We start from the raw sequence: 13,558 nt of genomic DNA, 5'->3' as shown, positions 1-13,558 counted from the left end.
CCTGTCGAGCCGCAAGAGGGGACTTCGTCAGCTCCTGTCGCAAGCGAGTCTCATCGAGTCCCGATTCTTTGGCCTATCTCGATGATTTTCGGGCTACCGCACCTCGGTTTCCTGCCCTTCGACTGTCAGGGTGGGATTTGAGAACATCATGAGCGACTGTCAATAAAGGGGGAAATTTCGCCCTATTCTGACGCCACGCCGATCGTTGCTCCTTTGGCCTTCCTTTGGTGTGACCGGACTGGTGGCTATAGCGGGCACAAGAAAAGCCCCGGACCGAGGGTCCGGGACTTTGGGGCAGGCTATCGCTCGATCGTGACGCTGAGGTCCAGATGGATGTCAACAGTGGCGAGACGGTCCTGGAGGAAGCGTGCAAGGCTCGCATCAGTCGCGGTGTGTGCGCCCTTCGGGACGGCACCGCGGAAAATTGCTTGGGTATTCGTGGACCTGAGCACGTCAAGGGGCGCCCAGTGCCGGTGTCCGGCGCTCAGTCGTTCAATGTCAGTGCGGAAGGTGCCGCGGTGGTCATTACGGGCTGACGCGCGCATGGTGAAGGGAATGAAAGCTGTGGGCAAGAGGGTCCTTTCGAATGAGGCAGCCAACGGTCAGCGGCCCCATCAGCAACAAGGCGCTGGAAGGCGTCCCTATTCCTTTTTCGCTCCAAGAGAGTCGAGCCTCACGTGGCACCGTTGAGGACCAGAACCCAAAACCAGCTGAAGACCTCGACTCATGCACGCCTGGCCAAAGAGAGTAGCCATCAAGGCGTCAGCGTCGTTTTTCGACCGGACGGTACCTGTCTGCGAAAGCAGCGAGGGAGCTCTGGAGCAGCGTCAAGCTGTCCAGCATGTCCACGGGTCTGAAGCGCGCCCCGGCTGACAGCGGGCTGACCATCCACGCGGCGAACACGTTATGCCGGATCTTCAGCGCCATGGCGTGGTCAAAGAGCCGCAGTACGGGTTCGTGGAGAACCCCGTCTTTGAGCTGGAAGCCCCGGCAGAAGGTTTCCTCGCCGATAAACACCCGGACGGTCCGGCGCATCCCTTCGGACTCGCCGAGAGACCGGAAGCGGGTTTCCATCTCTGCCGCGGTTGGCAGGGTAAATTCTTCGCCGATGCCGTCCCAGACCTGCTCCGGGACAGCCGGCCAGTAGCGGGGCTCAGCCCTCACATTCGACACAGTAGGCATGGCCGTCTTTCTCGCGCGCCTTCTGCGAACGGTGCCGGACCAGGAAGCACGAGTAACAGGTGAACTCATCATCAGCCTGCGGAATGACCTGCACAACGAGCTCTTCGGCAATGAACTCGCCGCCCGGGGTCAGGCCGTCGAGGGTATCCGCCTCGTCGAGCTCCTGAACCACAGACTTCGCATCCGGTGCTTTGGCGGACTTCAGGGCCTCCAGCGAATTTTCCTGGGACTCCTTAACGTCGGTGCGCAGTTCGTCGTAATCGGTTGCCACGGCGGTGCATCTCTTCTCTGTTGGGGCGGGTTACCGGTCCTGCAACGTACAGGACATTGGAAGAATTCCCCAAAAAAGCGGTGCCGTAACTTGCCTCCCCTACTAAACCGGAAGAGGAAAGGCCTATGCCAACGCCCGCGCGAGGCCGCAGCCGGTCGACTTTGCCGAGGGGGGCAAGTTAGAACAGCCTCTCGATGCTTGCCACGCTGGACATTACCAGCGCGCGTTGTTTCCCATAGGGCGTCGGCCAGCAGGCATCGGCCCCGCTTGGACCGCAGTGGGTAACATAAATATTGTTAGAAATAACAAAAAAGTTGACAGACCGCCCGAGGAAGGCGTTAGATTGATCACATAGTCTTATCCCCTGGCACCTGAAAGCCTTCCGCAAAGAAGCGGTTTCGGTGCCGCCACCCAGGAGATTGCAATGGTCGCACCTTCCGCTTCCCCCACTAATTCAGCACTAAAACAGCTCGTTACTTCCCGCTCGTGGGCCAATCGTCTTGGCATGCCCCACGCTTTGCGTTGGGGATTTGTCGGGCTGCTCGTCTTCATGATTGGTGACGGGGTCGAATCCGGATACCTCTCCACCTTCCTGCTGGACAGGGGTCTTGAACAGGGCCAGGTAGGGCTCCTCTTCACTGTTTATGGCGTTGCAGCCGGCGTCGCAGCCTGGGCCTCCGGGGCCCTATCCGACCTGTGGGGTCCACGCCGGGTAATGATCCTGGGGCTTGTCCTGTGGGTGTCGTTCCAGATCATCCTTCTCACCGTGGCCCTTCCTTCCCTGGACTTCACCCTCCTGCTTGTCAGTTACGGACTTCGAGGATTGGGCTACCCGCTCTTCGCCTACGGCTTCCTCGTCTGGATTGCCGCCTGCACCCCCACCCACCGGCTTGGTTCGGCCGTGGGATGGTTCTGGTTTGCTTTCACCGGTGGCTTGCCGACCCTTGGCTCCCTGCTGGCAAGCGCCACCATCCCGGCAGTAGGCGCTTTCAATACGCTGTGGATCGCCCTTGGCCTCGTCATCCTTGGCGGACTTGTCGTCCTCACAACAGTCCGGGAACGCACAGGCTATTCGAGGCTGGCCCCGGAAGGCGAGAAGCCTGTCGCAACCCTGGCCTCGAGCCTGACCATCCTTTGGCGCAACCCACGCATCGGCATGGGCGCAGCAGTACGGGCCATCAACACCGCGTCCCAGTTTGGTTTCCTGGTGTTCCTGCCGGTCTTCTTCACCAAGGACATCGGCTTTGAGCTCAGCGAGTGGCTTCAAATCCTCAGCGTGGTGTTCCTGACCAACATCTTTTTCAACCTGATCTTCGGAATCGTCGGCGATAAGTTCGGCTGGCGGCAGACGATCGCATTGTTCGGCGGCGTCGGGTGTGCAATCACCACTCTGGCGTTCTACTACGTGCCCCTGGCCACCGGACCAAACCTCATCGTGGCGATGGCTGTCGGCGCAGCCTATGGTGCCACCCTGGCCGGATTCGTCCCGTTGTCGGCGTTGATGCCGTCACTGGCGCCGGAGCACAAAGGCGCCGCCATGTCAGCCCTGAACTTCGGCGCCGGCCTGTCCGTCTTCCTCGGACCCCTCATCGTGACGCTGTTCCTTTCCCTGGTCGGAGTCGGCGGTGTGATGTGGATCTTCGCCGGGCTCTACCTGCTCAGCGCGGTGATGAGCTGGCAGCTGAAACTCCCCGCCGCCTCCCGGCACGCCGTTGCATCTGGTAGCAGCCGGTAGTCTCCGCTAGACCTGATACAGCGGCAAAAAGTCCAAAGTCTTCAGTTCCGAGTCGCCCATTGCGGGCAGATGCTCCAACAACAAATGAGAGGTCCACACCATGGCGGTCATCGCTGTTGATGCCGGCACCACAATGATCAAAGCGGTCGGCTATGACGAAGAAGGCACTGAAATGGTGGTTGTCCGTCAGGCCACGTCCGTCAGCCGCCCTCAGCCGGGCTGGGCCGAGCAGGACATGCTCGCCGTCTGGGATGCGGTGGTCTTTTCCGTCCGCAGTGTCCAGCGCCAACTAAAGTCGGATATCGACTTCCTGGCGATCACCGCCCAGGGCGACGGATGCTGGCTCGTTGATGCGGCCGTGGAACCAACCGGGCCTGCGATTCTGTGGAACGACGGAAGGGCCGCGGCAATCGTCGAGGACTGGTCGCGCCAAGGGGTGCTCGAGCAGGCTTTCCAGATCAACGGGTCCCAGACCTTTCCGGGACTGCCGAACGCCATCCTCACCTGGCTGCAGCAGAACGACCCCGAAAGGCTTGACCGCTCCCACGCGTCCCTTACCTGCGGCGGCTGGCTCTTCGCCCGGATGACCGGCGAGTTCGCCATTGACGAATCAGACGGTGCCGCCCCGTTCATGGACATCCGCACCCGCCAGTACTCCCCTGAGCTGCTGAAGCTCTACGGCATGGAATGGGCGCAACCAATGCTCCCGGAACTGCGGAGCGATGACCGCCGCGTCGCAGGCCTGTCCAAAGAGGCGGCCCTGGAGATGGGCCTGCCCGCAGGACTGCCGATCGTGATGTCCTCCTACGACATAGCCTCCACGGCAATAGGCGTGGGAGCGGTCGAACCCGGCCAGGCCTGCAGCATCCTCGGCACGACCCTGTGCACGGAAATCGTTGCCGACACCGTCACCACAGCAGGAAAGTCAGCCGGGCTGACGGTCGCATTGGGCCTTCCCGGCAAATACCTCAACGCATTCCCCACCCTGGCCGGCGGTGAAGTAATCCAGTGGGCGTGCCAGCTCCTGGACCTGGACAACCCCACCGAACTCGCCGAACTCGCCGACACCTGCGCTCCCGGTGCGGGTGGCCTTGCTTTCGTGCCTTACCTTTCACCGGCCGGGGAACGGGCTCCCTTCCTTGACGCGCAGGCCCGTGGCTCGTTCCTTGGCCTGTCGTTCGATCACGGGCGTGAACATTTCGCACGGGCGGTGATGGAAGGACTCACCCTGGTCATCCGTGACTGCCTCAGCACTTCGGGAGTCACCCCAACCGAACTCAGGGTCTGCGGCGGCGGCGCGGCCAACCCCATCTGGCTCCAGCTGATCGCCGACATCACCGGAGTCCCGGTCCTGCGATCCACCGACACCGAGGTAGGCGCCAAGGGTGCCTTCCTCGTCGGACTCGTCGCCACTGGCGGCGCAGCCCGCGTTGAAGAGGTCTCCTCCTGGTATGTGCGTGTTCGGGACACCTTCACCCCCGACCCGCACAGAGCCGATATCTACTCCGGCCTGTATGCAGACTTCCAAGTGCTGAGGGCCTCCGTCAGCCAAACATGGCCGCGGCTGGCAGCCATGCGGGCCCGCAATCCCAAGCCCGGGACCACAGGACCCTTGCCGGCCATCGTCCCGAATCCGGCTGAAAGATCAGCCGACCTCACCGTTCCCGGCAGATACCCGGCAACGCTGGAAGGAACCCCATGACAACAACGAACAGCGACGGCATCTGGGTCGGCCTGGACCTCGGAACACAAAGCGTGCGCGCTCTGGCCGTCAACGCCGCGGGCGACGTCCTGGGATCCGGCACCCAAAAGCTCACCAGCCGCCGCGACGGACAACGGCACGAGCAGGACCCCGAGCAATGGTGGACTGCCGTCTCGACAGCTGCCTCGGAAGCACTTCAAGGCCTGAACCAGCACAAAGTCCTGGGCGTCGCGGTGGACGCAACCTCGGGAACAATCCTCCTGGCTGACGCCCACGGCAACCCCGTCACACCCGGAATCATGTATGACGATGGTCGTGTCGGCTATGAAGTCGACAAAGTAAACCAGGCCGGCTCCAGTGTCTGGAACGCGTTGGGCTACAAACGGATGCAAGCGCCCTGGGCCCTTCCGAAGCTGCTCTGGCTCATCAACGATCCGGCAACCCCGAACGCCGGGACCCGGATGCTGCACCAGTCAGACTTCATCAACGAGCGGCTCACGGGCCATCCCGTCCCCACAGACCTGAGCAGCGCCCTCAAAACCGGGGCACACCTGATTAACGAGCAATGGCCCGAAGCGGTCTTTGACGAGTTGGGTGTCCCCCAGCAGATGCTTCCGGAGCTGGTCCGGTCAGGAACACGAATCGGGACCGTCTCGGCTGAAGCCGCCCGTGCCACCGGCATCCCGGCAGGCACTCCCGTCATCTCAGGCGCAACGGATGGGTGCGCGGCCCAATTGGGTTCCGGTGCCTTGAAAGTCGGCAGCTGGAATTCTGTTGTCGGCACCACCTTGATACTCAAGGGGGTGACCCGGGACCTCATCCAGGACCCCCTCGGCGTCGTGTACTCCCACAAGAGCCCTGACGGGGACTGGCTTCCGGGGGGCGCCTCCAGCACCGGGGCAGGGGTTATTTCCCGGGACTTCGCCGGCAAAGACCTCAGCATCCTGGAAGGCATGGCTTCACAGCGGGAACCGTCTCCCGTCCTGACCTATCCCCTGGTCTCATCGGGTGAAAGGTTTCCGTTCGCGGCCCCGCAGGCCCGCGGTTTCACGCTGGGAACATCCGATGACGAGGGCGACCGGTACGCCGCAGCCCTTCAAGGTGTGGCGTTCATCGAACGGCTCTGCTTTGACTACCTGGACCTCCTCGGGGCCCCCATTGACGGGAGCCTCGTGCTCACCGGCGGTGCCACCAAAAGCTCCTACTGGAACCAGTTGCGCGCCGATGTCCTCGGCCGCCCGGTAACGCTTCCCCACAACGCCGAGCCTGCCCTCGGCATGGCCGTTCTTGCTGCCTCCCCCGACCGTGCAACCGCCGACGTCGCAGCCGAAATGGTCAAGGTCCGCGAGGTCATCGACCCCCGCCCCGGCGCCGCAGGGCGCTTCGATGACTCCTACGTCCGCCTCATCACCGAACTCGAACAGCGCGGGTGGCTGGATTCCACCGCCGCTGAACACGCCATCAAAAGGACCAACGCATGACCAACATCATCCTGTGCCGCCACGGTGAAACCGTCTGGCACGCCGAAAACCGCTACGCCGGCATCAGCGACATCGATCTGACCCCCCGGGGCCGCGATCAGGCAGCCCAGCTCGCCGACTGGGCCAAAAGTGCCGGACTCACAGCCATCTACGCGTCCACGCTAAGCCGGGCCCAAACCACTGCTGCCGCCAGCGCCAGGACCACTGGCCTTACCGTGCAGGTGGACCAGCGGCTCCGCGAACTGGACTTCGGCGAGGGCGAAGGAATGACGACCGCGGAGATGGAACAACAGTTCCCGAAGGCACTGGCGCACTTCCGATCCGACCCCGCGAAGCATCACCTCCCGGGTGGAGAGGACCCCTTCAAGGCGGCAGCCCGCTTTGTGGAAAGCCTCCAGGAGATTAACCGGAAGCACCCGGACGGACGGGTGCTGGTCGTCGCCCATACCACGGCAATCCGTCTGGCCCTGTGCCACATGATCGGTATCTCCCTGAGTGAGTACCGCCGGGTCTTCCCCGCCATCCGAAATTGCTCCCTCACCGAAATCAGTGTCAGGGACGGCTATGTCTCTGTGCTCGAATTCAACACACCCGTTGCGGCCAGTGTCGTGCCGGCCACCCCATCCCACGCCTGATCCAAGGAGACCCGTCATGACCACAAAGATTCTCGCCGCGGGCGATCACTTCGTCCTCAATGGCCTGCTTACCGGCGCCGTCACCAAGGAAGCCGCCGGGCACGACGTTTCCTTCACGGAACTCACCCTGCCCTGGCCGGTGGTTCCCTTCGGCCGCGTTGCTGAAGTCGACGAAGCCTCAGGGACCGAAGATGAACTGATCGCAGCCCTTCAGGGAGTGGAAATCTGCGTCACCCAGATGGCCCCGTTGACCGAAAAAGTCCTGCGAGCCTGCCCGGACCTGAAATTGTTCTGCATCAGCCGTGGAGGTCCGGTCAACGCAAACATCGAAGCGGCAACCCGCCACGGCGTTGCCGTGACATCTGCACCGGGACGCAACGCGGCAGCAACCGCAGAGCACACCCTGGGCATGATGCTGGCCGCCATGCGGCGTATTCCCCAGACCAACGCCGACCTTTCGGTCGGCACCTGGCGCGGTGACTACTACATGTACGAAAACGTCGGCCCGGAACTCGAAGGCAGCACGGTCGGACTCGTGGGCTACGGAGCCATCGGCAGCCGCGTCGCCCGGATGCTCCAAGGCTTCGGCGCGACCGTGCTCGTACACGACCCCTACGTCACAGAAGAAGTCCTCGCCGGGCAGGCCCAGAAGGTCGAATTCGACGAACTGCTCGCCCGTTCCAACGTCCTGTCCCTTCACGCACGGGTCACACCGGAAACAACAGGAATGATCGGCGCCGAACAAATCGCCGCGATGCAGCCAGGATCCATCATCGTCAACTGCGCCCGCGGGGCATTGCTGGACTACGACGCGCTCTGCGACGCCCTGGATACCTGCCACCTCTTCGGCGCAGCCTTCGACGTCTTCCCTGAAGAACCCATCCCGGCCGCCTCACGGCTGCTGACCACCCCGAACATCGTGATGACCCCCCACCTGGCCGGAGCCAGCAAGGCAACAGCAGTAAAGGCTGCCCGGATCGTCGCCGAGGACGTGCGCCGCTACCTGGCCGGGGAACCTCTTGCCCATTGCGCAAACCCCGAGGCCCTCGTGTCAGCCGGCACCGTATAGCGCTGCCAACCGCGTGGTGGTGCCGGTCTTCGAGGAAAGACCGGCACCCTGGTCTCCACCTGGTGCAGGCCGTGGGCCACGTCGGTGAAAGGACCCAATCTGGGGCACAGGGAAGAGGACTACCCTGTCTGGGCGTGGGCCGAACGCACGGGAGCGATGTGCAGCCGGGTGTGCTCTGCCACCGCGTCCCTGAACTCGGCCGGGACGTCGTCCGTGAGGATCAGATCGGTGAATTCACTTACCGGAACGTAGTGGTGCAGGGATGTCCGGCCGACTTTCGCACCGTCCATCATCAGCACCCGCCGGGTACCTGCCTTCAGCATGGCGCGCTTCATGTGCACGACATCCTGCTCCTGGTGGTAGGTCATCTCCGCGCCCATTGTGGACGTTGACTGGAAGACAACATCCACTGCGTAGGAGCTGAAGGAGCTGTCGTTTGGAAGGCCGATGAAGGAATCGTGCGTCCTGGAGTACTGGCCACCGGTGACAATCAGGCGGATGTCATCGTTCTCGCGGAACAACTCGATGGCCTGCCTGTAGTTCGTGATGACAGTCAAAGGACCTACGTCATTGAGCAGCCGTGCCAGCGCGAAGACAGTGGTCGAATCATCCAGCATTACTGACATGCCTGGCTCGACCATTTCCAACGCCTTGCGTGCCAGGGCTGCCTTGGCCTGAGGCTGGATCTGCATCCGGATTTCGGAGCTGGCTTCGAAAACCGTAGACGGCAGCGCCGAAACTCCGCCGTGGACTTTCCGCAGAATTCCCCGGGTGGCCAGGTCGTCGATGTCCCGATGGATCGTCATGAGGCTCACGTTTGTTAGCGCAGCAAGATCGGCGGCGCTGGAAAAACCCGTCTCGACCACATGCTCGATGATCCGCCGCTGCCGGTTAACGCGCGGCTTTTTGAGTCCGGGGCTGTCGTTCATGGTGCTCGCTTTCGTTTTTGCGCGCGGGATCCGCTTCTGCGGGGATCGTGGGGCGTGCTCCTGCCTAGGATATGCCCTCAGAACTTAGGTAACAATTTATCAGTTTTGGTGAGCTACTTCACATTTTTTCTGTTATTCTCGACATACAAGTTGAGGCCAAGGGTGGCCTGATTGGCTTGCACACCTCAAGAAAGAGAATTCAATGAAGAACTTCTACAAGCGGCTCATGACTGTCGCGGCCGCAACCGCCGTATTGGGTACTGCAGTGGTTGGCTGCGCTGACCAGGGTTCAGCCGGGGGCCCGGCAGGGGATGCTTCTGCTGCCAAGATCGCGTTTTTGATGCCGGACATCGCCTCCACACGTTACGAACTTTTCGACAAGCCGCTGTTTGAGGCCAAAGTGAAGGAACTCTGCGGGGGATGCAGCGTCATCTACTCCAATGCCAACGCCAGCGCCGCCAAGCAGCAGGAACAGGCCAACTCGGCACTCGCCCAAGGAGTGAAGGCCATTGTTATTGATCCCGTCGACTCTGCCGCGGCCGCCACGATCGTGAATTCGGCCAAAGCGCAGAACGTCCCGATCATTGCCTATGACCGCCCGATCCCCGATGCCGCCGCCGACTACTACGTGTCATTCGACAATGAAAAGATCGGCGCGATGATCGCCCAGTCGCTGGTTGATCACCTCAAGTCCAGCAATGCCCAGGGCGGGCTGCTCCAGGTCAACGGATCCCCCACCGACGCGGCGGCAGGCTTGATCAAGAAGGGCAGCCACTCCGCCGTCGATACCAGCGGCTTTGACCTTCTGGCCGAGTTCGACACCCCCGGCTGGGAACCAACAAAGGCCCAGGACTGGGTCACCGGCCAGATCACTCAGTTCCCGGGAAAGATCGCCGGCGTCGTCGCCGCCAACGACGGTACGGCCGGCGGCACCATCGCAGCATTCAAGGCCGCCGGAGCCCCGGTTCCGCCCGTGACGGGCAACGATGCCGAACTCGCCGCAGCACAGCGCATCGTCGCCGGCGACCAGTACAACACCATCTCCAAGCCCATCAAAACAGTGGCCGAGGCCGCAGCTCAGATCGCCTACTCCTTCGCCAAGGGTGAGAAGCCCGAAGGCAAAACCACCCTGTTCAACACCCCCTCCGAACTCTTCGTTCCCACCGTCGTAACGGCCGAGAACCTCAAAGAGACTCTCGTGGACACCGGAATCGTAAAGACCTCCGAGCTCTGCACCGCAACCTACGCTGCCGCCTGCGCAACCGCGGGTATCAAGTAGCCAACCCCTCGCAGCAGCGGCGTCCCGGCGGCAACCATCACGCACCGGGACGCCGCCCCACCAAGCACCCATCAAGGCCCATGGAACAACAGGGAAAAACATGTCAACACCATCCACCGCCCCAGCAGGAACCCGCCAGCTGCTGACACTGCGCGGCATCAACAAATCCTTCGGCGCCGTAGCAGCGCTCATGGACATCGACCTGGACGTCGCCGCGGGGGAAGTCGTCGCTATCGTCGGTGACAACGGGGCCGGAAAATCAACGCTGGTCAAAGTACTCTCCGGCGTGCATGCACCAGACTCAGGCACCGTAACGTTCGAAGGCCAGGAAGTATCCATTTCCAGCCCGGCCGCAGCCCAGCACCTGGGCATCGCCACCGTCTTCCAGGATCTCGCCCTCTGCGACAACCTCACCGTCGTGGACAACCTGTTCCTCGGACGGGAACTTTCCCCGCTGCGGCTCAACGAAGTGGACATGGAAGTCCGCTCCTGGGAACTTCTCAAACAACTATCGGCCAAAATCCCTTCGGTCCGGACGCAAATCGCGTCCCTCTCCGGCGGCCAGCGGCAGACCGTTGCCATCGCCCGTTCACTGCTCGGCGACCCCAAAATCGTCATCCTGGACGAACCCACCGCCGCCCTGGGCGTGGCACAAACCGCAGAAGTCCTCAATCTCGTCGAACGGCTGCGCGAACGCGGCCACGGCGTCATCATGATCAGCCACAACATGGCTGACGTTCAGGCAGTCGCCGACCGCGTGGTCGTACTACGCCTGGGCCGCAACAACGGAGACTTCCGCGTAGGGGACGTCTCAACAGAAGAGCTCATTGCCGCGATCACCGGAGCGAGCGACAACGTCGTGACGCGGCGCTCCGCAGCGCGCAGCACCAGCCAGGAGACCCAGACATCATGAACACCAAAACCCAGCCCACACCAAGCGCCCTCGCACTGGACCTGCAGGACGAAAGGCTCCAGGACCGGACAGGCCTGCGCGGACAGTACAAAGCATTCCTGGACCGCACCCGTTCCGGGGACCTCGGCGTCCTGCCCGTCATTGGCGGGCTGGTCGTCATCTGGGCGGTCCTCCAAATCCTCAACCCCATATTTCTTTCCCCTGCCAACCTGGTAAACCTGGCCATGGAAAGCTCCGCGGTCGGCATCATCGCCCTCGGCATCGTCACCGTCCTTCTCGTCGCCCAGATCGATCTCTCCGTCGGCTCCGTCAGCGGCCTTTCCGCCGCCGTCGTGGCAGTCACCTCGGTGAACATGGGCTGGCCGGTCTGGTTGGTCATCCTCTCCACCATCGGCCTCGGAGCTGTCATCGGATGGGTCTACGGCCAGGTCTTCAACCGCTTCGGCGTCCCAAGCTTCGTCATCACCCTCGCCGGGCTGCTCGGATTCCTGGGACTGCAGCTGTATATCCTCGGCGCCAAGGGCTCCATCAACCTACCCTTCGACTCGCCCCTGGTGTTCTTCGCCCAACTGGCATTTGTACCCGTCTGGCTGTCCTACGTGCTCGTCGCCGCCGCGGCCGGCCTGTTCGCCACCGACTACGTCCACGCCCGCGCACGTAAACAAGCCGGGCTGTCCGCCATGTCCCTGCAAAACATGGCCCTAAGGGCCGGCCTGTTGCTCGTCGCCCTCGGCATTGCCGTCTGGTATCTGAATCGGGGCCGCGGAATCGGCTGGATGTTCGTGCTCTTCATCGCCCTGACACTGATCCTGAACTACATGCTCAAACGCACCCAGTGGGGCCGATTCGTATACGCAGTGGGAGGCAACCCCGAAGCAGCACGTCGCGCAGGCATCAACGTCAAAGCCATCTACACCTCCGTATTCATCACCTGCTCCACCCTCGCAGCAGTCGGCGGTCTCCTCGGAGCAGCCCGGCTCGCCGCAGCCAACCAGGGAAGCGGCACCGGCGACGTGAACCTGAACGCAATCGCCGCCGCCGTAATCGGCGGAACCAGCCTCTTCGGCGGACGGGGAAGTGCCTTCGCAGCCATCCTCGGCATCATCGTGATCCAATCAATATCCAGCGGACTCACCCTGCTCAACCTGGATTCATCCTTCCGCTTCATGGTCACCGGCGTCGTGCTACTCCTCGCCGTCACCCTCGACTCAGTCGCACGCAGATCCCGGACCTCCCACGGCAGGGCCTAACAACACTCACACCGGCGCCGGCCGAAATAAAGGACCGGACGGCGTCGGGCGTGCAGTCTTAACTCAAGAGAATCTCGGCCATGAGGCCGGTGAAGGCACCGCCTTCACCGGCCTCATGGCCGTCCGAACCCGCGTAGCGTCGCCGCCGGATCCTCCATCAGTGGTGTGGCCACCCACGATCAACCAGATATAACCGAAAAGAGAAACGACGGAAGCCCATACAGCAGGGGAGCTCACTAGGGTCGACTCCGAGGGGCGTTGCTAGACGCGCGCGGCCGGCCGTGCCATCCGGCCCATGGCCTGCACCACTATCCGGCGGGGCAGGAACCTGGTCGCAATGGCCAGCGGCCGGCCATTGGTCACCACCGACGGCGGCGCAAAGCGGCGGTCGAGGGTCTGGAGCGCTGTCCGCACAACATGCTGCGGCGTCGCTCTGGCGGTGCCGTAGTCAGCGGACTGACTGCCAGCGGCGTCAAAGAACTCTGTCTCCATCGCCCCGGGGCATACCGCGAGCACGCGGAGTTCCGAGCCACGGGCCTCCTCCCAAAGGGACTCGGTAAAGCTCAACACGAACGCCTTGGTCGCGCCGTACACGCTGAGATAGGGAGTGGGCTGAAAGCCGAGAAGGCTCGCGACATTGATAAGAACGCCCCTGCCGGCCTTCAACGGCTCGAAGTACGCGTGGCTCAGGTCGACAAGGGAGCTGACATTCAGGGCGATCATGCTCTGGAGGCGCTCGGGATCCTCGTCGCCGAACTCGTCATGACTGCCGAAGCCGGCGTTGTTGACCAGGCTCGTCGCCTGGATCCCTCGGTCTTCAAGCTCGGCACGAAGGGTGCGGCCGGCGTCAGGACGGCCAAGATCGCGGGCCAGGACGGTCACCTTGACCTTATGGGCGAGCGTGAGTTCGTGGGCAAGCGCCTCCAGGCGGTCGGCGCGCCGGGCCACGAGGACAAGGTTGGAGCCCCGACTCGCTAACTGCCGGGCGAATTCCGCGCCCAGGCCGGAGCTTGCTCCAGTGACGATAGTGGTCTGGTTCGTGTAGTCAATTGCTTTCATGAGTACACCATATGCATGTTGTTGCACCCAGTGCAAAGAAATGTTTGTGGTGC

The 13,558-nt window shown here is 62.6% G+C and carries 13 protein-coding genes; 8 read left to right on the top strand and 5 right to left on the bottom strand.

Going from position 1 to position 13,558, the window contains the following annotated elements; genetic code table 11:
- Positions 1-299: 299 nt before the first annotated feature.
- The 3 genes from M1E07_RS21445 to M1E07_RS21435 form a co-directional block, all read right to left on the bottom strand.
- Complete coding sequence (locus M1E07_RS21445; protein WP_461188607.1) at positions 300-572, bottom strand: hypothetical protein; 273 nt, start codon at positions 570-572, stop codon at positions 300-302.
- Between the two features lie 190 nt (positions 573-762).
- Positions 763-1,182 (bottom strand): hypothetical protein, encoded by a 420-nt coding sequence (locus M1E07_RS21440; protein ID WP_461188606.1) that lies wholly within the window; start codon positions 1,180-1,182, stop codon positions 763-765.
- On the bottom strand, positions 1,154-1,453 hold the full coding sequence (locus M1E07_RS21435) for a DUF4193 domain-containing protein (RefSeq protein WP_440154199.1): 300 nt from the start codon (positions 1,451-1,453) through the stop codon (positions 1,154-1,156). Before M1E07_RS21435 ends, M1E07_RS21440 begins: the two co-directional genes overlap by 29 nt.
- Positions 1,454-1,958: 505 nt before the next feature.
- Between M1E07_RS21435 and M1E07_RS21430 the strand changes: the two genes are divergently transcribed.
- The 5 genes from M1E07_RS21430 (at position 1,959) to M1E07_RS21410 (ending at position 8,075) form a co-directional block, all read left to right on the top strand.
- Positions 1,959-3,188: an MFS transporter gene (locus M1E07_RS21430; RefSeq protein ID WP_461188605.1), complete on the top strand. Its 1,230-nt coding sequence runs from the start codon at positions 1,959-1,961 to the stop codon at positions 3,186-3,188.
- A gap of 100 nt (positions 3,189-3,288) precedes the next feature.
- Positions 3,289-4,890 (top strand): FGGY family carbohydrate kinase, encoded by a 1,602-nt coding sequence (locus tag M1E07_RS21425; protein ID WP_461188604.1) that lies wholly within the window; start codon positions 3,289-3,291, stop codon positions 4,888-4,890.
- On the top strand, positions 4,887-6,371 hold the full coding sequence (locus tag M1E07_RS21420) for an FGGY-family carbohydrate kinase (RefSeq protein WP_461188603.1): 1,485 nt from the start codon (positions 4,887-4,889) through the stop codon (positions 6,369-6,371). The genes M1E07_RS21425 and M1E07_RS21420 overlap by 4 nt, the downstream gene beginning before the upstream one ends.
- Positions 6,368-7,006, top strand: a complete 639-nt coding sequence (locus M1E07_RS21415) for a histidine phosphatase family protein (RefSeq protein WP_461188602.1) — start codon at positions 6,368-6,370, stop codon at positions 7,004-7,006. The genes M1E07_RS21420 and M1E07_RS21415 overlap by 4 nt, the downstream gene beginning before the upstream one ends.
- 16 nt (positions 7,007-7,022) lie before the next feature.
- Complete coding sequence (locus M1E07_RS21410) at positions 7,023-8,075, top strand: 2-hydroxyacid dehydrogenase (protein WP_461188601.1); 1,053 nt, start codon at positions 7,023-7,025, stop codon at positions 8,073-8,075.
- A 119-nt stretch (positions 8,076-8,194) separates the two neighbouring features.
- Here M1E07_RS21410 and M1E07_RS21405 read toward each other — a convergent pair whose 3' ends face one another.
- Positions 8,195-9,004: a DeoR/GlpR family DNA-binding transcription regulator gene (locus tag M1E07_RS21405; RefSeq protein WP_461188600.1), complete on the bottom strand. Its 810-nt coding sequence runs from the start codon at positions 9,002-9,004 to the stop codon at positions 8,195-8,197.
- 202 nt (positions 9,005-9,206) lie between these two features.
- Here M1E07_RS21405 and M1E07_RS21400 point away from each other — a divergent pair, with 202 nt between their 5' ends.
- From M1E07_RS21400 to M1E07_RS21390, 3 genes are all read left to right on the top strand, one after another.
- Positions 9,207-10,283: an ABC transporter substrate-binding protein gene (locus M1E07_RS21400; protein ID WP_461188599.1), complete on the top strand. Its 1,077-nt coding sequence runs from the start codon at positions 9,207-9,209 to the stop codon at positions 10,281-10,283.
- 100 nt (positions 10,284-10,383) lie between these two features.
- A complete protein-coding gene (locus tag M1E07_RS21395; protein ID WP_461188598.1) occupies positions 10,384-11,196 on the top strand; it encodes an ATP-binding cassette domain-containing protein in 813 nt (270 codons plus the stop codon).
- The gene (locus M1E07_RS21390) at positions 11,193-12,446 is read left to right on the top strand and encodes a sugar ABC transporter permease (protein ID WP_461188597.1); all 1,254 of its coding nucleotides are present in this window, start codon (positions 11,193-11,195) and stop codon (positions 12,444-12,446) included. The genes M1E07_RS21395 and M1E07_RS21390 overlap by 4 nt, the downstream gene beginning before the upstream one ends.
- A gap of 261 nt (positions 12,447-12,707) precedes the next feature.
- Here the strand turns inward: M1E07_RS21390 and M1E07_RS21385 are convergent, their stop codons facing one another.
- The gene (locus M1E07_RS21385; protein WP_461188596.1) at positions 12,708-13,505 is read right to left on the bottom strand and encodes an SDR family NAD(P)-dependent oxidoreductase; all 798 of its coding nucleotides are present in this window, start codon (positions 13,503-13,505) and stop codon (positions 12,708-12,710) included.
- Positions 13,506-13,558: the final 53 nt, after the last annotated feature.

It is taken from the genome of Arthrobacter sp. Z4-13, assembly GCF_054792705.1.
Note: the sequence above shows the minus strand (reverse complement) of the source record. Positions and strands in the feature narration are given on the sequence as shown.

Bases quoted from the DNA above. Each gene is read 5' to 3' on its own strand.
- M1E07_RS21430 (WP_461188605.1), top strand. From the start codon at position 1,959: ATGCCCCACGCTTTGCGTTGGGGATTTGTCGGGCTGCTCGTCTTCATG.
- M1E07_RS21425 (WP_461188604.1), top strand. From the start codon at position 3,289: ATGGCGGTCATCGCTGTTGATGCCGGCACCACAATGATCAAAGCGGTC.
- M1E07_RS21385 (WP_461188596.1), bottom strand. From the start codon at position 13,505: ATGAAAGCAATTGACTACACGAACCAGACCACTATCGTCACTGGAGCA.
- M1E07_RS21415 (WP_461188602.1), top strand. From the start codon at position 6,368: ATGACCAACATCATCCTGTGCCGCCACGGTGAAACCGTCTGGCACGCC.
- M1E07_RS21405 (WP_461188600.1), bottom strand. From the start codon at position 9,004: ATGAACGACAGCCCCGGACTCAAAAAGCCGCGCGTTAACCGGCAGCGG.
- M1E07_RS21390 (WP_461188597.1), top strand. From the start codon at position 11,193: ATGAACACCAAAACCCAGCCCACACCAAGCGCCCTCGCACTGGACCTG.
- M1E07_RS21410 (WP_461188601.1), top strand. From the start codon at position 7,023: ATGACCACAAAGATTCTCGCCGCGGGCGATCACTTCGTCCTCAATGGC.
- M1E07_RS21440 (WP_461188606.1), bottom strand. From the start codon at position 1,182: ATGCCTACTGTGTCGAATGTGAGGGCTGAGCCCCGCTACTGGCCGGCT.
- M1E07_RS21400 (WP_461188599.1), top strand. From the start codon at position 9,207: ATGAAGAACTTCTACAAGCGGCTCATGACTGTCGCGGCCGCAACCGCC.
- M1E07_RS21420 (WP_461188603.1), top strand. From the start codon at position 4,887: ATGACAACAACGAACAGCGACGGCATCTGGGTCGGCCTGGACCTCGGA.
- M1E07_RS21395 (WP_461188598.1), top strand. From the start codon at position 10,384: ATGTCAACACCATCCACCGCCCCAGCAGGAACCCGCCAGCTGCTGACA.